Annotated in this window: 19 protein-coding genes; 14 read left to right on the top strand and 5 right to left on the bottom strand. The window is 68.2% G+C overall.

Going from position 1 to position 19,647, the window contains the following annotated elements; translation table 11 throughout:
- Positions 1–962, bottom strand: a 962-nt coding sequence (locus tag R2770_13555; protein ID MEZ5281481.1) for a peptidoglycan DD-metalloendopeptidase family protein, incomplete at its 3' end; no start/stop codon positions are given.
- Positions 963–1,121: 159 nt separating this feature from the next.
- Here R2770_13555 and R2770_13550 point away from each other — a divergent pair.
- Genes R2770_13550 through R2770_13525 form a run of 6 tightly spaced genes read left to right on the top strand, consistent with a single transcriptional unit; the run spans position 1,122 to position 7,331 of the window.
- Complete coding sequence (locus tag R2770_13550; GenBank protein MEZ5281480.1) at positions 1,122–1,469, top strand: hypothetical protein; 348 nt, start codon at positions 1,122–1,124, stop codon at positions 1,467–1,469.
- A 1-nt stretch (position 1,470) separates the two neighbouring features.
- Entirely contained in the window at positions 1,471–2,151 is a 681-nt protein-coding gene (locus tag R2770_13545; GenBank protein ID MEZ5281479.1) for a hypothetical protein, read from the top strand.
- 1 nt (position 2,152) lies between these two features.
- Positions 2,153–3,469: a hypothetical protein gene (locus R2770_13540; protein MEZ5281478.1), complete on the top strand. Its 1,317-nt coding sequence runs from the start codon at positions 2,153–2,155 to the stop codon at positions 3,467–3,469.
- Positions 3,462–4,928, top strand: a complete 1,467-nt coding sequence (locus R2770_13535; protein MEZ5281477.1) for an SCO6880 family protein — start codon at positions 3,462–3,464, stop codon at positions 4,926–4,928. The genes R2770_13540 and R2770_13535 overlap by 8 nt, the downstream gene beginning before the upstream one ends.
- Complete coding sequence (locus R2770_13530; GenBank protein MEZ5281476.1) at positions 4,925–6,220, top strand: DUF87 domain-containing protein; 1,296 nt, start codon at positions 4,925–4,927, stop codon at positions 6,218–6,220. The genes R2770_13535 and R2770_13530 overlap by 4 nt, the downstream gene beginning before the upstream one ends.
- Positions 6,221–6,224: 4 nt before the next feature.
- Positions 6,225–7,331, top strand: a complete 1,107-nt coding sequence (locus R2770_13525; GenBank protein MEZ5281475.1) for a toprim domain-containing protein — start codon at positions 6,225–6,227, stop codon at positions 7,329–7,331.
- 894 nt (positions 7,332–8,225) lie between these two features.
- Here R2770_13525 and R2770_13520 read toward each other — a convergent pair.
- Entirely contained in the window at positions 8,226–8,696 is a 471-nt protein-coding gene (locus R2770_13520) for a hypothetical protein (protein ID MEZ5281474.1), read from the bottom strand.
- 237 nt (positions 8,697–8,933) lie between these two features.
- Positions 8,934–9,110, bottom strand: coding sequence for a hypothetical protein (locus R2770_13515; protein ID MEZ5281473.1), 177 nt, complete (start codon positions 9,108–9,110; stop codon positions 8,934–8,936).
- A gap of 39 nt (positions 9,111–9,149) precedes the next feature.
- On the opposite strand from R2770_13515, the gene R2770_13510 reads away from it, so the two are divergent.
- A complete protein-coding gene (locus R2770_13510; GenBank protein ID MEZ5281472.1) occupies positions 9,150–9,503 on the top strand; it encodes a TIR domain-containing protein in 354 nt (117 codons plus the stop codon).
- A gap of 80 nt (positions 9,504–9,583) precedes the next feature.
- On the opposite strand, the gene R2770_13505 is transcribed toward R2770_13510, so the two are convergent.
- Complete coding sequence (locus tag R2770_13505) at positions 9,584–10,291, bottom strand: hypothetical protein (GenBank protein ID MEZ5281471.1); 708 nt, start codon at positions 10,289–10,291, stop codon at positions 9,584–9,586.
- A 131-nt stretch (positions 10,292–10,422) separates the two neighbouring features.
- Between R2770_13505 and R2770_13500 the strand changes: the two genes are divergently transcribed.
- The 3 genes from R2770_13500 (at position 10,423) to R2770_13490 (ending at position 15,515) form a co-directional block, all read left to right on the top strand.
- The gene (locus R2770_13500) at positions 10,423–12,672 is read left to right on the top strand and encodes a type IV secretory system conjugative DNA transfer family protein (GenBank protein ID MEZ5281470.1); all 2,250 of its coding nucleotides are present in this window, start codon (positions 10,423–10,425) and stop codon (positions 12,670–12,672) included.
- Positions 12,673–12,762: 90 nt separating this feature from the next.
- The gene (locus R2770_13495; GenBank protein ID MEZ5281469.1) at positions 12,763–15,156 is read left to right on the top strand and encodes a hypothetical protein; all 2,394 of its coding nucleotides are present in this window, start codon (positions 12,763–12,765) and stop codon (positions 15,154–15,156) included.
- Positions 15,153–15,515, top strand: coding sequence for a hypothetical protein (locus tag R2770_13490; protein MEZ5281468.1), 363 nt, complete (start codon positions 15,153–15,155; stop codon positions 15,513–15,515). The genes R2770_13495 and R2770_13490 overlap by 4 nt, the downstream gene beginning before the upstream one ends.
- A 21-nt stretch (positions 15,516–15,536) precedes the next feature.
- Here the strand turns inward: R2770_13490 and R2770_13485 are convergent, their stop codons facing one another.
- Positions 15,537–15,971: a heavy metal-responsive transcriptional regulator gene (locus R2770_13485; GenBank protein ID MEZ5281467.1), complete on the bottom strand. Its 435-nt coding sequence runs from the start codon at positions 15,969–15,971 to the stop codon at positions 15,537–15,539.
- Between the two features lie 89 nt (positions 15,972–16,060).
- Between R2770_13485 and R2770_13480 the strand changes: the two genes are divergently transcribed.
- From R2770_13480 to R2770_13465, 4 genes are all read left to right on the top strand, one after another.
- Positions 16,061–16,381, top strand: coding sequence for a hypothetical protein (locus tag R2770_13480; GenBank protein ID MEZ5281466.1), 321 nt, complete (start codon positions 16,061–16,063; stop codon positions 16,379–16,381).
- Between the two features lie 152 nt (positions 16,382–16,533).
- Complete coding sequence (locus tag R2770_13475) at positions 16,534–16,839, top strand: hypothetical protein (protein MEZ5281465.1); 306 nt, start codon at positions 16,534–16,536, stop codon at positions 16,837–16,839.
- The gene (locus R2770_13470; protein ID MEZ5281464.1) at positions 16,836–18,194 is read left to right on the top strand and encodes an NAD(P)/FAD-dependent oxidoreductase; all 1,359 of its coding nucleotides are present in this window, start codon (positions 16,836–16,838) and stop codon (positions 18,192–18,194) included. The genes R2770_13475 and R2770_13470 overlap by 4 nt, the downstream gene beginning before the upstream one ends.
- A gap of 88 nt (positions 18,195–18,282) precedes the next feature.
- Positions 18,283–19,539: an MFS transporter gene (locus R2770_13465; protein ID MEZ5281463.1), complete on the top strand. Its 1,257-nt coding sequence runs from the start codon at positions 18,283–18,285 to the stop codon at positions 19,537–19,539.
- Positions 19,540–19,647: the final 108 nt, after the last annotated feature.

Here is a 19,647-nt window from a genome sequence, read left to right as displayed (position 1 = left end):
GACCTGAGGAGCTCTTGCGGGCACCGGAGAAGGCCGTCGGCGGTGCGGATCTGTAGGTGGAGGTGGGGGCCGCTGGAGCGGCCGGTGTTGCCCGAGGTGAGGATCTGGGTGCCGGCGGCGATGTTGGTGCCGGCTGCGACGTGGGCGGCGTTGCCGTGGCAGTAGGCCCAGCGGGTTCCCTCGTCGTCTTCGATCGTGACCCCGATGCCACACGTCTGGCAGCCGGCCGGGTTCTGGCCGCAGCCGTGGTCCCACCAGTTGTACGGCCAGTACTGGACAGTCACGACCTGCCCTCCTCGGATGGCGTAGATAGGGGTTCCGGTCGGGAGCATCCAGTCCCAGGCCGGATAGGTGTGATGAGGTTCGTCTACGGGTGCTGTCGCGAACAGGTCAGCCGGGCCGGGGATCGCGTAGCCGTCGGCGAACGGGATGATCGCTTCGCCGGGAGCGCATGACCCTCCTGAGGCGGTGCCGTCACCGCCGGTGAGTTGCCGGTCGTACTCGGCGAGCCATCGCTCTTGGTACTGGCGAGGCGTGAGGACGTTGCCTGCCGATGGCACGGGCACCTGGTCCCACGTTGGCGATGTCGGTCCGGGGAGGTGGCCGATGTACCAGACGACGGGCACGGCGCTGACGTCGCCGTCGTTGTCGTCGAGGACGCGGCGGACGTTCTCGGCGGCCTTCGCGTCCTGCACCGCTGGTGGTGCTTGCCATGCCTGTGCGTAGCCGCCGTAGTTGGCCCAGGTGGAGTCGATGAACTGGTAGGCGCCGGATGCACTCGACCCTGCGGCACGCGCGGTGTAGTCACCGCCGGACTCGAGCGTTCGGATCGTTGCGAGGATCGGTGCGACGTCACCGCCGGCCGCGCATCCGATGCCGGGGTTGTCCCCCGTCGCGAAGACGACGGGGAATGCGACGAGCGCGAGCACGAGTCCGACGATGGGGACAGCGAGGAGCTTCATCTCCTCTGTCGCACCCTCGAGACGGCCGCTTCGTGACAGTCGCAGGTCTGATCGGGCCGGTGTGGTCTGGGGTGTCGCGATCTGCTGACGACGTGGGTGGGTTCACCGGTGATCGACACGCCGAGCAGCGGTGTGTCGCAGACACCAAGGAGGTGTGCCATGCCGGTGAGGCATCGAGCGCGTCTGTCGGTCGGGCTGATGCTCGTCGCCAGCGGAGTACTGATGGGCGCGTCGCCCGCGTGGGCTCAGGTGCCGGACCCGGCGCCTGACAGCTCCCTGCCGGGCGGGACACTGATCACCCAAATGCTGGGGTGGTTGAAGTACGCGAGCATCGCCGCTGCGGTCGCCGGGCTGTTGATCGGTGGCATCGCAACTGGCGTGGGCCACTTCGGCTCGTCGTACAGCGCGAGCTCGGCCGGTCGGAAGTGGGTGCTGGGCGGAGTGGGCGCGGCCATGCTCGCTGGGCTGGCGCACACGATCGCCATGACCGTCTACAACGCGACCTGACATGCGGCGCGTGATCGTTGTGGGCGCCACCGTGCTCGTCGCAGCAGCGGCAATCGGACTTCGCACGTGCGGCGCTGCGGGCCGGGAAGCAGCGCCGCCCGCGCGTCCCAGCACGGCGGCCGAGTCGGCCGACGAGCGGCCGGCGACCGGTCCGCGCACCGAGGAGCTCGGTGTCCCGGTCGGCTGGAGTCGCGACGCCACTGGTGCTCGCGCAGCAGCGCTCTCGGCGGTGTCGTTGACAGGAGAGCTCGCCCGCGCAGGCTTCATCACCCGCTCCGACATGATCAGGGTCCTGGCCTCGCGCCGCTACGGGCCGACCCTTGCGGATCTGTCGGCCGCTCAGCTCGACGCCTTCATCGACGACCTGGCCGGCGAGGGCCTGACGCCTTCACAGCTGCTGCTCCAGGAGCTCCCGCTCACCGCCGTCGTCGAATCGGCAACGGCGAACTCGGCGACTGTTCAGGTGTGGGCGCTCCTCGTCGCCGGAGGGGACCGCCTCGGAGCGCCGAGGCAGCTGTGGCGAACGGTGACCGTCGAGTTGGTGTGGGAGGCGGGCGATTGGCACGTCGACGGATGGACGGTCCGCCCAGGCCCGACACCGGCGCTCGCCACCAACGCCCCGGTCGCCTCGCTCGCTGAGATGCGCGAGGTCACTGCGTGGCCACCCGTGGGAGGTGCGTGACATGTTCGATTGGGTCATCGGTGGTCTCGGCGACCTGTTCGGGTTCGGTCTCAACGCCATCGGAGAGGCGGTCGGCTGGGCATGGGACAAGGTCGTGACCGGCATCTACACGTGGCTCGCCAACGGCTTGGCGCTGCTGGTCGAGTGGGTGTGGTCCGTGCTCGACTCGGGGACAACGCCGCGTGTCACGGCCGGCTGGTTTGCCAACGACCTTGCCGTCCAGCTGGGCGTACTCGCTCTCGCTGTCACGGTGGCGATGATGCTCGCCTCGGGCATCCAGGCGGCGCTCGCCGGCCGTCCCGAGCAGATCCTCGACGCCGTCCGGCAGGGGATGTGGTCGATCGTTGCGTCAGCCATGACGGTGACCGTGATCGACCTGCTGTTGGGTCTCGTCGACGAAGCCTCGGCCATGGTCTGGCAGTCGGGCCGAGCCGACCTCGTCAGCATGATCGAGGGGATCGTCGTGGTCGCGACCACGACCGGTCCGCTCGCCACGACGTTCGTAGGGCCGCTCTGTCTACTGGTCGGGTTCGTCGGGCTGATCGGCCTGGTCGTGTCGTTGATGATGCGATCGTCGCTGATCTACCTCGCCGCAGCGTTGGCGCCGCTGGTGTGGTCAGCGAACGTGCTGCCGTTGTTCCGTGGGACCGCGCGCAAGCTGATCCACCTGACAGTTGCGTTGATCGTGTCGAAGCTGGCGATCGTCGTCAGCCTCGTCGTCGCGGTGAACCTGATCGCACATCCATCCGGTGACCCGGACAGTGCCTCGGTCATCAACGACGGAGCGGCGGCGGTCGGAACGCTTATGTCCGGGTTCGTGTGCTTCTTGATCGCGGCCGTGTCGCCGTTGGTGCTCTACAAGCTGATGCCGACCGTCGAGGGTGCGATCGTCGGCGCAGGCGTCGCTGGAGGCTGGACACGCGGAGCGACGACGGCGGCCCACACGGCACTGATGGTGAAGAGTCTCGGTGCGTCGGCCGCAGGATCTGCAGCGACCAAGGGTGTCGCCGGCCAAGCCGGCGCTCGGGGCGCCGGGGGCCCGTCGGCACAGCGGGGAGCGATCCCCGGCCTCACCGGCGCAGCATCCGGCAACAACCCGTCGTCGACCGGGTCCGCATCACCCAACCCACAGGGGCCGACCACCGCAGGATCGAGTTCGAGCACGGCCGGCTCATCGACCCCCGACAGCGGCGGTGCTTCCCGGTCGACCCGAGCGTCGACGCCGACACTGCCACCGAGACGCGACCGCCGGCCAACACCTCGTTCCGCTGGCGTAGCAGCGGATGACTCTGCATCGGGAGACGAGAACGATGAGTGACACACGGGCCTACCGGTTCGCCGACTCGAATCGGCCAGGGCTGCTGCTCGGACTGAGCGCACGGCAAGCGGTCCCCATGATCGTTGGTGCCGTCGTCCTCGCCGTCGCCCTCCAGACGCCGTTGCACCCACTGGTCGGGCTGATCGGTCCGACTGTCGCTTCGGTGTTGGCGTTCGGGCGCTGGCGTGGTGCCCCGATTGCCGAGACGCTCGTGCCTGGTGCCCGGCTCTACGGCCGACGTGCGATCCGTCGTCGGCGTTGGGTTCGCCCGTCACTCGTCGGGGACAACACCGACGATGTACTGCCGGACGCGCTTCACGGGCTCGAGCTCATCGAGCCATCCGACCGTCCGTTCGGGGTCATCCGGGACAAGGCGGCCGGCACGGTCACTGCGGTGCTCCGGGTTCGTGGTTACGGGTTCCCTTTGGCGGGCGCAGTCAAGCAGGACGCAATGCTCGGCGCATGGGGAGCTGCGCTCTCACCGCTCGCACGTGAGCAATCGCCGGTACGTCATGTCGTGTGGCAGGAATGGAGCCATCCCGTCACCAGTGACACCCACCGGGCGTTCCTCGATGCCGTCGGGATCGATCAGCGGCTCCACGACCCTGCGGTGGCGGACTACCTGGCGCTCGTCGACGAGCAAGCCCCGGCGACGATCGCGCACGAGGTCCTCGTCGCAGTGACGATCGACCTGCGCCGCGTCCGAGCGCGACGCTCGCTGAAGTCCGCACTCGGCGCCGCCGTAGACGCGCTGTTCGACGAGTCACGACAGTTGGCGTCACGGCTCGAAGCCGCAGGGCTCGACGTCGACTCTCCGATGTCGGCCTTGGAGTTGTCGAGTGCGATCCGAGTCCGCAGCGCGCCAGCCCGAGCAGCACAGGTGCTGACGCTCACGCGATCACTTGCGGCGGCAGCGCGGCGAGGGGCGTTCGAGTGGGGGCCGATGGTCGTCGAGCCCGACTGGCGTCACGTGCACGTCGACGATGCGTTCCACCGCAGCTATCGGGTTGCCGGTTGGCCTCAGCTGCCGGTGCCCGCCGACTGGCTGTCACGACTGCTCGCCGACACCCACTGCATCCGCACGGTCGCTGTCGTCATGGAGCCGGTTCCGATGGGCCGCGCAGCGCGGGCTGCCGATCGTGAAGTGATGGCTCGCGAAGCCGACAGCGACCTCAAGGAACGAAAGGGGTTCCGGGTCAACGCGCGCGAACGTAAACGGCTCGCCGATGCCGAACGCCGCGAGCACGAGCTGTCCGAAGGGCACGCAGAGTTCCGCTTCGTCGGACTCGTCAACGTGACCGCGTCGACGCTCGATGATCTCGATGACGACTGCACCGTGATCGAACAGGCGGCAGCCCAATGCCTGCTCGATCTCCGGCCCTTGGATGCACGACACGACCAGGGCTGGGTGGCGTCGCTCCCACTCGGACGCGCCCTGACTCCCGGATTTACGTCATGAACGCGACGATCGACCAGCTGCCCGACGACAGCCGGCCCGCTTGGCGCCGAGCACCCGGACTGCACATCGAACGCCACCGGGCGACGATGGCACACCTCGCGTCGGTGTACCCGTGCCACACCGACACCGGGTTCGGCGAGCGAGGCCCGTACATCGGGGTCAACGTCACCGGCGGCGGAAGCGGGTTCTTCTTCGACCCCTTCGAGCTGTACCCGACACATCTCACCAACCCCAACGTCGCGATCGTCGGCGACCTCGGCTTCGGCAAGTCCGCACTCGTCAAGGCGATGCTCGGCCGCGAGCTCGCCGTCTACGGGTCCAAGCGACAAGTCACGATCCTCGATCCCAAGGGAGAGTACGGACCGTTCGCCGCCGCCCACGGGCTGCCGGTCATCCAGCTACGGCCCGGTGGCACCGACCGGCTCAACCCACTCGACGCACGCGGCGACCCCACCGAAACCGTGCGCCGACAGTCACTGGCAGCAGCACTCGTCGCCGGTGTGCTCGGCCGGCCGCTCGACCCGATCGAGGACGCGGTGCTCGGGTGGGCGATCACGACCCTCGCCCGCCAAGCACGTCCCTTCACGTTCGCCGACGTTGCAGCGACATTGGCAAACCCCGCCGAGGAACTTGTCGCCCTGTCACGACGGACACCACTCGAACTCACACACGCAGCGACACCGGTGATCTTCGCCGTCGACAAGCTGCTCTCACGGACCCTCGCCGGCATGTTCGACGGTCCGACCACCGTGAACATCGACTGGGACAACGGGCCAGGGTTCGTCATCGATCTCTCCGCCGTGTGGGGCGACGACGAAGCGCTCCCCCTCGTGATGCTCGCCGCCACCTCGTGGCTGGCCGCCACACTCCAGCGCGACTCACCCCGACGAGTGCTCCAGGTGATCGACGAAGCATGGGCCGCGGTCCGACACGGTGCCCGCCACTTCCAAGCAGCGATCAAGCTGTCGCGCACCTTCGGCGTGTCCACCTGGCTGATCTGCCACCGGCCAGCCGACCTCACCGCACAGTCCGACGACGGCACCGCCACCGCCAAGATCTCCGCCGGACTTCTCTCCGACGTCCAGACCCGGATCATCTTCCGCCAGCCGCCCGACCAGGTGAACACCGCCGCTGAACTGTTCGGACTCTCCGAGCGTGAACGCGACTGGGTGGCCACCATGGTGCGCGGTCGAGCACTGTGGCGGCTGCAGCGTCGCGGCGCGGTTGTTCACACCGTCCTCACCGACGCCGAACGGCAGGTGTGCGACACCGATCGGTCGATGTCGGCGTAGAGCCATGGGCACGGGCGAGCGCGATCGACAGCCCCGCTGGGAGATCGCTGATGTGCTCGCACGCACCGACCTCGCCCAGCTCCTCGACGAGCTGGCAACGCCCGCCACCCGAAGCATCCGCGGTCGCCGTTGGCACTGCCCGATGCCCGGCCACGACGACCAACACGCCTCGGTCACCATGCACACCGACCACCGTGGACACGAGCGATGGCGCTGCTGGTCCGGAGACAACACCCACCGCGGCGACGCCATCGACCTCATCGTCGCGACCCAACGCGTCAACCGTGCCGACGCCATCGCATGGCTCGCCAACCGCGCCGGCATGATCCCTGATCAACCGCTCCCACCCGCACGACGCAAGCCGCAACGTTCCCGGCCGAGCGTGGTCCCCCTCGATCCATCGGTAGTCCGCTACGTCCACGCCTGCGAGAAGATCCTGTGGGGACGCACCGGCGCTCCGGTGCGCGACTGGCTTCGCTCTCGCGGCTTCGAGGACGACCTCCTCCGAGCCAACCACGTCGGCGCCGACCCCGGCCGAGCGATGATGTCCCGTCAACGAGGGCTCCCCCACGGCCACTCCCTCGCCGCCACCTTCCCCGCGCTCGATCCCGAGGGCAACGTCCAGTACGTCCAAGCCCGCTACCTCGAGCCGATCGGTTCCGACAAGTACGACAACCCGGCCAGCAGCCTCGGATCGAACCCACGCCTCGCCTGGACCCACACGCCCGACGGTCGCACCACCGCCGGCGTGCTACTCGTCACCGAAGGCATCCCTGACGCTCTCACGGCCGCCGGGGCTGGCTACGCCGCCGTCGGAATCCTGGGATCACAGGCGCCCGACGATCGAGTGGCTGACCTGCTCGTCCGTCATGCCGCAAGCACCGGGCGACTACTCGTCGCCGTTGTCGATGCGGACCCAGCCGGCCGCGCCTGGGGTGAACACCTCATGGACCTCGTTGCGACCAGAGGCAGCCAGCTGAAGAGTCTCGAACCACCCGACGGACTCGATCTGAACTCGTGGGCAGCAAGCGCCACCTCGTGGATCGATCACGTTCGGCGCGAGCTCGACCCTCCGCATTCACCCGTTGGGCGCGAGCCTTCTTTGGGCTGATCCCCGTTGCCCACCGCCGCGCCGAGATCAGGCTGGAGGAGTCGGGTTGAAGCTTCCGTCACCATGACGGAAGGTCAGCGGCCGGAAGGAATACTCCGAGGGCTGACCCCATCCGCCGATCCGAACTATCGGAACGCGAGCGTCGTTGCGAAACGTCGACGTTCGCTACGTCGCCTTGTTCGACCCCCTTCATCGCCGCGTTCACACCTTCACCCGGCCCCGAAACACGGCGCCCGTACTCGCAACGCCGTATGCCCTCAAGGAAGGCGGCCAACGTTTGGCTCGCCGGAATGGGCAACTCGTCCGTCTCGAGCCCGCGACGATGGCCAAGGTATGCGCGCAGGTCCGTTGACCGGACCACGTAGGCCCACTGCTCGAATGGTCCGTGTGGCGACGCAATCCGGCACACCGCCTGATCGGGAACGACCACGGACCCGGTCGGCTCGCCGCGCCAAGGAGGGGCCGGCAGAACGTAGAAGACCGGGACGTTGAGCGCTGGCTCAACATGATCGCAGTACCAGTCAAGCTGCGACCTCGGCACGTCGATCCAGTGAGTCTCGATCGGTGCCTTTCGCTTGCGCCTGACCGGTGTCGTGGCCTTGTCTTCAAAGATGAGCACCTTGCCGTCTCCCAAAGATGCGCCGTAGTCCCAGTTGGCGTCTGATGGCACCTGCGTGGGTGCCCAGAGATGGGCACCTGGAAAGGTCCGACAGATCGCTGCTGCGACCCACGCATCGACTGTTCGTTCAGGAAGACTTCTCGGGGCCACGACACGACCATAGGTGTCACGAGATCCTGCTGACGCCCATGGCATCGCCGGCTGTGCAGCGCGATACCAGCGTGGCCTTGTTCGGCGGGCCGGGTCGATTCAGCTTGTGCCCACCGGCGACCCGATCACGCTCCGGTCGCGAGGTTCGAGATCACCTTGGCGACGATCTCAGTGCCCGTCTCGGCGACGACTCCTCGCAGCCCGCGAGCCGCGGCTCGGAACCGACCGACCTTCTCGACGTCGCCACCTGCCACCTCCACCTCGGTCGCGAGGTCGTCGAGAGCTCGGGCTACCTCGTGAATGAGGAACAGCGCTCGCTCGTCATCGGACGGCCAGAGGTTTAGCTGAGCAAGGCCCTTCGATGTGAGGAAGACGTCGGTGACCACGTACCACACCCCCGCGCCGTTCTTCCCTCCCTTGATGGTGATGAGACCGTTCTCAATCATCAGGTCAATCAGTCGAGTGCTCTCGTCTTCGTCGGTGATCCCGAGTTCACGGATGTGGCGCTGCAATGGGTACGACGTGAGCGGCGTCTCCGACATTCGCAACAAGATGGGGAGCACATATCTTTCGAAGACGTCCATGCCACGGAGCATCGCACGAATCCGATGGTGCCTAGCGCAGCCGGCCATCTCCGCTCTCGACTGGGTGGCAAGCCTTGGGTCAATTGCCCCTCTGTGTCCATGATCGGTGAGACAGGTCTGGCTGTCACACCCCTGCGCGAGACTTGACGAATGGCGCAAAGAAGAGCCCGAGTCGGAACAGTTCGGGTGCAGCGGACCGTGACGGTGCGGCAGACCCGACGTGTGACGGTGACAGCAGTCCCTCAGCCATCAGCCACTATCCGGCCAGCCGGCCTGGCCTCGAGCACCGCAGCTCCGCGAGCGCTCCCGACGTCCCGTCGTCGCCTTAAGGGCGCGTACACGCAGCGCGAGCGCGAACTGCTCGACCGTGTTGCGGAAGCGGTCGACCATGATGTCGAGCGCCCGCGCGATGCCTTTCTCTGCCATGCGTGGAGTGATCGCGACGGCGCGGCTGAGGAACTATTCATGGCTCTGACTGAACTCGATGTCGACGTGTGGTTCAGCGAGCGGGACGTCAAGCTCGGCGTCAGTCTTGCCCGGCAACTGGACGCAGGGCTGCGCGCAAGCCGAGTCGGGCTAGTGCTGGTCACCACGTCAATGCTGGAGTCGCTGCGATCGGGCGGATTCGCCGATCAAGAGCTCGGAGCGCTGCTCGCCACGGACCGCGTGATTCCCGTCGTACATGGCGTGCCCTACGAGCAGCTGCGCAGGGAGAGTCCGCTCCTTGCCAGTCGCGCGGGGCTGTCGACCGAGACAGGCTCGCTCCGAGATGTGGCGGTGAAGATCGCTGAGTCTGTCCTGTCCCCGAATGTCGAGTAGCTCCAGGTCCACCCTGACGACATCCAATCGGGTCCAGGTGTCGACCCGTCGAGGTCGCGGATTCGGCTGATCGAGGTGCGTCATGCTGCGTGGAGGTACTGATCGACAAGCGGCTGGAGCCGCGATGCAGCTCTCGAAGCCAGCTTGCGCTGGACGGCTGTCGATGCAGGGGGCGACGCATCGACCGCTCGTCGCAGGCGGTGGTCTCGGTACGCAGCCCAGACCGATCCGGACAAGGCTCCGGTCTCGACGGCCGTCAGCACGGCATGGTTGAACCGGGCGAGCGCCAATCGGTCGGTGACTCCATCTGCGATGTCCGGCGTGCAGATCGCGACGCTCGCCGGCATCCGCTGTGGATCGACAGGGGCGATCTCCACGATGTGCACGACGCCCCGGTGCTCGACTCTGCGGGCGGCCTTGTACACGCGGGTGTGTGCCCGGTTGACGAGCCGTTGGGCCAGTCGAGGTCCGTCGAGCGGCGAGTCGAGGATGACCATGGCGAGTTCGGTGAGCGCGTCGGTCCGGTACTCGGTGGTGACCGCCCGGCCGAGGCGGGCGCCGAGCAGTGGCGCGAGTGCGTAGAGCACGACGACGGCGGCTCGCTGATCGGTTCTGGCGATCGTCGCGAGGCGACGGGTGAGGCCGTCCGAGCGTTCCTGATGCTCTCGATGATCGCGGACGGCTTCGACGACGTCGTCGAGGGTGACGAGGTCGATGCCCCACTGGTCGGGGAGGCCGTCGCGGGCGATGCGTCGGTAGTCGGCTTCGATGTGCCTGAAGAGGTTCATGGGATTCTCCTTGCGTTGGTGGCAGTGGATGGAGAATCCGAAATGCGGGTCCCGGAGAAGGTCCCGGTGTTACTCCCGATCAAGGTCCCGATCGGTCATGGAGACTCCCGATCTCGCTCGGGAGGGTGGGCGTGAGTCAGCCCGCGGGCCGCACCGGGGCGGGCACCAGCGGCGACATCGTCCTCGTTGCACTGGGCGGGGTCGTGCTGGGCTCAGCAGGCATCGTCTGGGGTGGCGCCTGGTTCGCCGCCCTACTCGGCGGCGGGACTCTCTCGGGAGGCGTCAGCGACGCGGTCGCAGCGATGGGACCGTTGGCGTCATCGCCGGGCGATCCGGCGACCGCCTGGGGTGACGCAGCAGAAGGGCTCCCCGGCCCGGTTCTCTACTGGGTGTGCACGGCCCTGTTCGCCGTAGCCGTCGTCGGCTTGGCGGCTGGGGTCTTCTGGCTGTGGCGTCGGTGGTCGGCACCGCCGCGAGTTCGCCTGGGCGTGCCCGCCGAGGCGCGCCTCGCTCACCGGAGGGATGTGGCGCCGCTCGTTGTGTCGTCGACGGTTCCGCCGACAGGTCGCCTCCTGCTCGGACGGCTCTCCAAGCGGGGGCCACTCCTGGCGACCGAGGACCGCGAGCGACACCCGTTGCATGGTCGCCGTGGCGCTGCGATCCAGGGCGATCGCGGCTCGGTGGCGTTGATCGGCCCGACGCGTGCGGGCAAGACGGTGCTGGCGTCCGCTGGCATCATCGGCTGGGATGGGCCGGTCGTTGCGCTCTCGGTGAAGCGAGATCTGTACGACTCGACCGCTGCGGCCCGTTCGGCGCGCGGTGAGCTCGCCGTGTTCGATCCTGGTGGTGTCACCGGGCTCCCGACGGCACGTTGGACGCCGTTGCGTGAAGTGACCACAACGTCGGGTGCGCTGCGGGCCGGCCGAGCGCTCGCAGCGGCGATCCCTCGGCAGGGAGTCACCGGCGGGGACTTCTGGGCCACCCACGGCGAGACGCTCACCTCCGCCTACATGTGCCTCGCCGGCCTGTCCCAGCTCCTTCCCGGCGACCAAGGCACCGACCGCGAACCGCTGACGATCAGCCGGCTCGCCTCGTGGGCGTACATGCACGTCGGCATCACCGACCCGACCGTCAACGACCTCGTACGCGCCGGCCTCGCAGCGAACCAGCCACTCGAGATCCGCCTGCTCGCCAAGGACGCTGTGACGAAGCTGATGGCGTTCGAGCAGGAGGACCCGCGAATCCGGGCGAGCATCTACGCGACGGCCCGACTGGCGTTCGACGCATGGACCGAGCCGTCTGTCGCACACTCCGCTTCACTCGACCCACGCGACGCCTACTGGTCTGACGAGCTGTGGGACCGCACCCCGCGATACGTCGACCTGGACTGGCTGATGGAAGGCGACCACGGCCGGGCGAACACGCTGTACCTGACCGCACCCGCGACCGAGTTCGCCCGACTCGCCCCGGTGCTCGGCGGGTTGCTCGGCGATCTCCGCGAGCAGATCCACGCCTGGGACATTGCCGGGCGCCGTCTGACCAAGCCGCTGCTGATCGTCATCGACGAGGCCGGACAGTTGGAGCTCCGCTGGCTGCCCGAGGAGGTGTCGACGATCGCCGGCCTGGGTGGCATGTTCGTGACCGGTTGGCAGTCACGCGCCCAGATCAACCATCGGTACGGATCGCTCGCCGATGCGGTCCTCGGCGGTCACCGCTCGAAGGTGATCTTCAACGGAACCGACGACCTCGCCACGCTCGAGTACGTCTCGAAGGTCGCCGGAACCGAACACGTCGCGCAACGCGGCTGGTCGGCCGACACCGGTGGCGGGCGACGGACCGTGTCGGAACACCTCCAGCGTGAGGACCTCCTGCCCGCCCACGTGATCCGCCAGATGCGCCGCCAAGAGGCCGTGCTCCTGCACGGCACCCTGCCGCCGATCCACCTGCGGGCGGTTCGATGGTGGGAGGACAAGGCGCTGGCCGCCCTCGTCCCCAAAGGTGTCGACGGCAAACCGGTAAGCCCTCCCACCACCGGAACGTGCCCAACTCGGGATGGTCCCCGTGGACCCGTCGCCCCCGTGCTCGACCCCGCTGTGGTAGAGGAGTCGGTTAGCCACCTTCCGCGCCCCCGGGACGCCGCACCTGCGCAGCAGTTTCCACGTTCACGTCCTGCGGCGCGACCTTCATCGCCCGGGCAAGGGCGGCTGCCGCTCGATCCGCCAGGGGGACCGGGCCAAAGCGACCACGACCGGAACCGGGTCGCTGCGTTCTGCGACCGCTGCGCCGCCCGGCTGCCGGTCGGCAACGGCCGGGTCGAGCGAGTCGGCGCACGGGAAGTCGTGCGATGCGACCCCGCCTGCCCACCGGACTCTGCCCGCTGAGGCAAACTCGCAGGTAGAGCCCGAATCGGGAGCTTGATCGGGAGTAGGTCCGGGAGCAACCCAGGGAGTATCGCTCCGCACGATCGGCGCATGGCGAACAACGGCCAGCGCATCGAGTTCCCGACCCTTCAGGCGATGACCGCCCACCTCGACCGGTGGGCCGCAATGTCGCTCACCTCGCCCGAGCAGTGGGAGGACGCGCTCATCGGCACGCGTTCGTGGCTTGACTACTCGGCTCGCAATCAGGTGTTGCTCGCCTCCTACGGCGTCGACGGTCCGGTCGCCGGACCAGAAACCTGGCGGCTCGTGCCCTCGACGACCGAGGGCCGAGGATGCTCCATCCGCTCCGGCGAGCACGGCCACCCCGTACGGGTCCCGATCACCACCGGCGGAACCGAACCCGACCCCTACCTCGGCGGCCACCGCCCCACCCGCGCAGCCGTCGAACGATGGGAGTGGCGGCCAGTGTTCGAGACCGCCCAACTCGCACGCCGTCCAGCGCCCGGCGCGCTCAGCGCGATCGAGCTTCCCGAGCACCTTCGCGGGCCAGGCGGGCAGAGCGATCTCGCTGCTGCAGTCCGGAAGGTCGCCGGTGCAACCATCCGCGGACCGCTCCCTCGCACGAACGACCCGACGCGACTCCTGAACGATGCCGCCATGCGACTCCGGCGATCGCACAAGCGGCCCGCCCTCGACGAGACCCTCGCCCGCCAAGCCGCGTGGCTCGTGCTCGATCGGGTCGGCCACGCACCAACCGAAACTGCGCCGAGGTTCGACCCGGCGGCACTGGACTCACGAGAGCGATGGGAGCGACTCCAGGACGTGCTCGAACCGGCACGCAAGCTCACCGCAGGGCTCGGGGTGACGGTCGGCGTCGACCTCACCGCATCGCCGCTGCCGCGCATGGAGATTGTCGACGACCGAGTCGTTCCAGCCGGGCGCCGCCACCGTCTCCCGGTTGCGTCGCTCGAACAACTCCCCATCGGTAGATGGGTCACCGTCGGCCCCTACACCGCTGCCGAATGGTCAGCCCGCGGCGAGCACGCATCGGGCAGCGGCGCATTCCTTCGGCTCAACAAGACCGCGTACCTCGCCGCTGTCGAGACCGGCGATGGCGCGACCTGGCGCCTCGAGGACATCGCCGCCAGGACCGGCAACGGTCTCCTCGTCACCGGAAGCGCCCGCACCCTCTCCGACGCCCGTGCCGAAGCCGTCGCTGCTGTCCGCGACCGGTACCCCGCGCTGACCGCACCGACCGTCGACACCGGCCCCTCCCCCGCAGGTGCCGTCGAAGGATGGGAACAGATGCCACGAGCCGGACGCCCTGTCGCAGCCGAGCTGTGGCACCTCACGAACGACATCACCCTGTACGTGCTGCCCGCACCCGGCGGCCGCTGGCAACCCGCACTCCAGACACCGTCCACCGACGGCATCGAGCTCCTCCCGCTCCAACCCACCCAGCAAGACGCACGCGACCAAGCCGAGCTCGCCGGACGCCGCGTCGCACGCATGGCGATGATCGCCGACCCTGCCACCTCCGACCGCAGCCTCGCGGCCTTCGCCGATGACGGCCTCTACAACCGGGCCGACCTCGCTCATCTCATCAGCGGTCGCCTCACCGACACCGACACCGCGCGCATTATCGACGCCGATCCTGCCGAACTCGTCGAGCTCCTCGGTGCCGCGGGGTTCAGCCCCGCCACGACCGTTGCCGTCCTCGCCGCCGACGGCGTCGACGCCGCAACCGCGGCAGCGCTTCTCCCTGCGGCCGGCGTCCCCATCCCTGACGGGATCCGCGTGCTGCACGAACGCTGGGACCTCCCGAACACGCTTGCGGCAGAACTTCTCGACGCCACCGCCACGGAGATGCGTACCGCCGGCTGCACGGCAACCGAGATCATGGCCGTCCGACCACGAGACGTCCTCCGCACCCTCCCCGACGATCCTCATCTGTGGGAACTCGCCGCTGGATCGATGGCCACGGCAGGTCATCCCACCACCTCCATCGTCGACCACCTCGTTGCCCACGCGCCCACGCCGGACGCGTTCACGACCGGGCTCCTCACGATCGTCGAGCCCGACGAAGCGCTCGCCATCGCCGCCAGTCGCCGCGCGCACCCCGACCAGCTCGCGGCCGCCTCGGAAGCGGCCGGCCTTTCGCCCGCCGACACTGCCGCCGGACTTGCGACAAGGGTCAATGACCACACCGTCCTCGACGTCCTCAACATCCGCTGCGACGGTGACACCGAGACCGTCGCAGCGACGGCCAGCGGCGCCGGGATCGATCCCTCGACCGTTGAGTCGTGGCTCCATCCCCCAGCGCCAGGCAACGTCACGCCCATCAGGTCCGCCGTCGACCTCGACGCCGCAGCGCTGCTCGACCGGCTCCCTCCGGCCGGCGTCACCTCCGTCGACGACCCGATCCGCAGCCTCGACGCGCTCATGCTCAACATCGACTCAGCGGGACTGGAGCCAGCGCAATGAGCAACCTCTTCACCTCCGACTCGGACACGAACGGATCAGAGCCCCTCGACGAGGGCGGCACCTGGCTCCTCGACCTCGTCTCCGCAGTCGACCACCTCCGACGTGGCTACCGCCCCGGCTTCACCGTCTGGGATGCTCTCTCCGAGGCGCTCGACTGGGCCACCATCGATGTGGACGGCGACGGCGAACGCGTGCCGTTGCTGACGGACGTCAGGGATGATCCCTCGCACGACGAGATTCACGGCGCGGTTCGTACTTGGGTGTTGGCAATGGGTGCGAGATACAACTCCGGCTACCAGTGGCCCCACCCGACAGCGCGGCGGGCGTTCCCTCCAACGCAGGTGAACCGCGTGGAGTGACGACGCTCAGGAGCGTCGTCACTAGGGGTGGACCCCGTTCGGACGGGCGTCCGTCGCTGCACCTCTCGTCAAGATGTGGCAGATGTCGTCCGGTCGGCAGTCGGCCGGGTTCAAAGTGGCGCTACGACCCACCAGTTTGGCGAGTTCCTTCTCCAGCGCAGCCAGTTTGCGTTGCCGCTCGCGGACCTCGGCGAGCTTGTCGGCGAGGAGCGCTTCGACGTGACTGCACGGGGTGGTGCCGTCGTTGCGGAGCTCGATCACGCTCCGAATCTCTGCCAGGGTGAGTCCGGCGGCTTGTGCTGTGCGGATGAAGTGGAGCTGGTTGAGAGCGGTGTCGTCGTAGGTGCGATAGCCGTTGGCCGAACGCGCCGGTGGTGCCAACAGGCCTCGCTTCTCGTAGTACCGGACAGTCTCGGGCGGGATCTCCGCCGCTGCCGCCAGGTCTCCGATGCGCATGGAGCAACACTAACCCTTGACCTTGAAGTATGGATCAGAGTTTACGTTGAGTCCGAGAGACGAGTTCGTCCCGACGACGAAGGACCCAAGTGACCGAGACAGACACATCACCCACAACCCAGACAGCGCCTGGCCGCGGCTCGCTCGTTCCAGTCGCCGCCGGGGCCGCCGCGCTCGGTGTGTGCTGTGGTCTGCCGCTGCTCGGTTCGCTGGGAGTTGCGGGCATGATCGCCGGACTCGGCCTCGGGAGTTGGATCGCCGTCGCGGTCGCCTCGTTCGTCGCGGTCATCGGTGTGCTCCGCTGGCGCGGCCAGCGGAGCTGCGATTCACGTCCCGGCATCGCAGCAGCAGATCCGGTGCGCCCAGCCGCCGTAGGCGGCACGGCGCCCCACCGGGAGACGGCGCGATGAGTTCGTGTTGCAGCATCTCCACCGGCCCCGCTGGGCCTTGTCCCTCGTGCGGCGAGATCGGACCGATCGTCGGGATGGCACCGGTTCGCCCTCATCGGCCCGACGCAGCGGATGGCGCGTGGCAGCACTGCGCGACGCCAGGCTGCGCTGTCGTGTACTACCTCGATACCGCCACCGTCGATGCCGACGCGGTCATCGCCCAGGTCGGCCACAAAGCGACTGATCGACCGACGCCAGTGTGCTTCTGCTTTGGGCACACCGCCGACGACCTCATCGCCGACGCTGCCGCGCACGACGGTGTCAGCACGATCAAAGCCGAGGTCAAGCAGGCCGTCGCCGACGGGCACTGTGCCTGCGAGCACCTCAACCCGTCGACCAAGTGCTGCCTGGCCGACATTCATCGCACCCTGAAAGCCGCCACCACGGCAACCGCGACGGGGAAGGTCGGCACATCATGAGCGCGACGGACCCGTACGACCTGATCGTGATCGGCGCAGGTATGGGAGGCGCTGCCGCAGCCGAGAAATGCGCCCGAGCCGGATGGCGAGTCGCGATCGTCGACGACCTCCCCTACGGCGGCACTTGCGCACTGCGCGGGTGCGACCCGAAGAAGATCCTGCGGCGCGGCGCCGAGATCATCGACGCCGCGAACCTTCTCACCGGCAAGGGCATCGACCTGGCCGGGCTGCGCATCGACTGGCCAGCGCTCAGCGCCCACATGCACGGCTTCACCGACCCGGTGCCCACCAACATGGAAACCAACCTGGGACGCCACGGCGTCGACACGCTGCACGGCACCGCGCTATTCACCGGCCCGGACCGGCTCGACATCGAAGGCACGACCTACCAGTTTCGCCACACCCTGATCGCCACCGGCGCCCGACCACGCCCGCTCGACTTCCCCGGCGCCGATCACCTCATCGACTCCACCGCGTTCTTGTACCTCGAACAACTCCCCCCGCGAATCCTGTTCGTCGGAGGCGGGTTCATCTCCTTTGAGTTCGCCCACATCGCAGCCCGCGCCGGCACCAAAACCGTCATCGTCGACCACGGACCCCGCCCACTGCGCGGCTTCGACCCCGACCTCGTCGAGCTACTCGTCACCCGAAGCCACTCCGCTGGCATCGACTTCCACCGCAACACCGAGATCATCGCCGTCCACCCCACCAGCGACGGCTACGAAGTCACCCTCGACGACCACGGACGACAGACCACCATCACCACCGACCTCGTCGTCCACGGCGCCGGCCGCGAACCCGAACTCACCCGTCTCGACCTCGACACCGCTGACATCGCCCACGGCCCGCACGGCGTCCACGTCGCCGAGCACCTCCAGAGCAGCACCAACCCTCGCGTCTACGCTGCCGGTGACGCCGCGGACACACCCGGTGCACCGCTCACTCCGGTCGCCGTGTTCGAAGGCAAGGTCGCCGCTTCCAACATGCTCAAAGCCGCCACCATCACCCCCGACTACACCGGCATCGCGACTGCCGTGTTCACCATCCCCGAACTCACCCGTGTCGGCCTGCTCGAGACCGACGCCCGCGATGCCGGCATCGATCTCGACGTCCGCTACACCGACACCAGCGGCTGGTACTCCAACTACCGCATCGGCGAGACGACCGCGGCGGCCAAGATCCTCATCGACCGCAACACCGACACCATCGTCGGCGCCCACATGCTCGGACCCGAATACGGCGAACTCATCAACATCTGTGCGCTCGCGATCAAACTCGGCCTCACCACCCGACAACTCAAATCGATGACCGCCGCCTACCCCACCGTAGGCAGCGACCTCGGCTCCATGCTGTGACAGAAACGGCTCGCTCGGGGTGGCACCCGCCCTTGGCCGTGAGCACAAGCTCGCGAGTGCGGTCTCTGCCCACCACGGCCATGGCCGCATGCTGAAGCTCCTTCGCTCTTCCGGTGAGTTTCGCCGCCTGTTCCTCGCACATACGGTGTCACGGGCCGGTGACGCCTTTAACACGGTTGCCCTCGTGGTGCTCGTGTTCGAACTCACCGGCTCGGGTCGAGGTGTGGCGGGCGCGGTCATGTTCGAGGTGCTGCCGGTGCTGCTGCTCGGCCCTGTTGCCGGGCTCGCCGCCGACCGTGTACCTCGTCGCACGCTCATGGTGGGTGCCGATCTGTTCCGCGCCGCAGTGGCGCTTGCGCTCGTCGCCTCGGCGAGCTCGGTCGCCATGGCGTACGCGGTCGCGTTCGGACTGTCCGCGGGTGCAGTGGTGTTCAACCCGGCGGCGACGTCACTGCTCCCCGAGGTCGTCGGTGACGACGATGTGGTCGACGCGAACAGCACCATGTGGACTGCAGCAGTCACCGTCCAGATCGCCCTGGCTCCTGTCGCTGGGTTCGTCATCGCCGCTTTCGGCGTCGAGATCGCCTTCCTGGTCAACGCCGCCACCTTTATCGTCTCAGCGCTCCTGCTCTTGGGGCTACGCGCCGGGCGCGCTGCGGCGGAAACGACCGAACGCCGGTGGAGCGGAGTTCTCGCTGGGGTGCGCACCGTGAGGGCAAGTCCGCTCCTGACTCGACTGGCGATCGTTCAGGTCCTTGCGTCAATGGCCGTTGGCGCCACCAGCGGCCTCCTCGTCGTGCTCGCCGATCGGTGGCTCGGCGTCGGACCTGGCGGTTTCGGCATCCTGCTCGCTGCAATCGGTGTCGGCGCGGCCGCAGGCCCACTGCTGCTGCGCCGCTTCATCGGCGCCGGGGACAAGCGCTGGCTGTTCGGTCCGTTCGCGGTTCGTGGCGGCGTCGATCTCACCCTCGCCGCGGTCGCCAACCCGGTCGTCGCCGGCGGCGCCCTGGCCGTATACGGCATGTCGACCAGCACCGGCATGGTCGCCTACCAGACCACGCTGCAGACGCTCGTGCCTGCCGAGACTCGTGGCCGAGCATTCGCCTTCTACGACGTGCTCTGGAACGCGGCCCGCCTGCTCTCGCTCGCCCTCGGCGGCGTCCTCGTGGACATCATCGACGTCCGATTCGTCTACGTGATTTCTGCAGGCCTCCTACTCGCGGCGGCGACCGTCGGGCTGACGACGAATCTCGAACCGACAGCGGTGAAGACGTCAGGAATAGAGTCCGACCGGCACGATGCCACGGCAAGAGCAATGCGACGGCAACGCCATCGCGACTCATGAATCGGTTGCGGCCTACGAAGGCGACGATCGCTCTTGCCGGCTCCGGGCAGCGGGCTGTGCCCAGGGTGTCCAACAGCCCCTGTCGGCTCGCCCGGCGCACAGGTGTGG

This window comes from Acidimicrobiales bacterium (genome assembly GCA_041394185.1).
GTDB lineage: Bacteria > Actinomycetota > Acidimicrobiia > Acidimicrobiales > Poriferisodalaceae > JAAETH01.
Note: the sequence above shows the minus strand (reverse complement) of the source record. Positions and strands in the feature narration are given on the sequence as shown.

Excerpts from the sequence above, each read along its gene's own strand:
- R2770_13550 (MEZ5281480.1), top strand. The coding sequence starts at position 1,122 with ATGCCGGTGAGGCATCGAGCGCGTCTGTCGGTCGGGCTGATGCTCGTC.
- R2770_13545 (MEZ5281479.1), top strand. The coding sequence starts at position 1,471 with ATGCGGCGCGTGATCGTTGTGGGCGCCACCGTGCTCGTCGCAGCAGCG.
- R2770_13540 (MEZ5281478.1), top strand. The coding sequence starts at position 2,153 with ATGTTCGATTGGGTCATCGGTGGTCTCGGCGACCTGTTCGGGTTCGGT.
- R2770_13535 (MEZ5281477.1), top strand. The coding sequence starts at position 3,462 with ATGAGTGACACACGGGCCTACCGGTTCGCCGACTCGAATCGGCCAGGG.
- R2770_13530 (MEZ5281476.1), top strand. The coding sequence starts at position 4,925 with ATGAACGCGACGATCGACCAGCTGCCCGACGACAGCCGGCCCGCTTGG.
- R2770_13525 (MEZ5281475.1), top strand. The coding sequence starts at position 6,225 with ATGGGCACGGGCGAGCGCGATCGACAGCCCCGCTGGGAGATCGCTGAT.
- R2770_13520 (MEZ5281474.1), bottom strand. The coding sequence starts at position 8,696 with ATGCTCCGTGGCATGGACGTCTTCGAAAGATATGTGCTCCCCATCTTG.
- R2770_13515 (MEZ5281473.1), bottom strand. The coding sequence starts at position 9,110 with ATGGCAGAGAAAGGCATCGCGCGGGCGCTCGACATCATGGTCGACCGC.
- R2770_13510 (MEZ5281472.1), top strand. The coding sequence starts at position 9,150 with ATGGCTCTGACTGAACTCGATGTCGACGTGTGGTTCAGCGAGCGGGAC.
- R2770_13505 (MEZ5281471.1), bottom strand. The coding sequence starts at position 10,291 with ATGAACCTCTTCAGGCACATCGAAGCCGACTACCGACGCATCGCCCGC.
- R2770_13495 (MEZ5281469.1), top strand. The coding sequence starts at position 12,763 with ATGGCGAACAACGGCCAGCGCATCGAGTTCCCGACCCTTCAGGCGATG.
- R2770_13490 (MEZ5281468.1), top strand. The coding sequence starts at position 15,153 with ATGAGCAACCTCTTCACCTCCGACTCGGACACGAACGGATCAGAGCCC.
- R2770_13485 (MEZ5281467.1), bottom strand. The coding sequence starts at position 15,971 with ATGCGCATCGGAGACCTGGCGGCAGCGGCGGAGATCCCGCCCGAGACT.
- R2770_13470 (MEZ5281464.1), top strand. The coding sequence starts at position 16,836 with ATGAGCGCGACGGACCCGTACGACCTGATCGTGATCGGCGCAGGTATG.
- R2770_13465 (MEZ5281463.1), top strand. The coding sequence starts at position 18,283 with ATGCTGAAGCTCCTTCGCTCTTCCGGTGAGTTTCGCCGCCTGTTCCTC.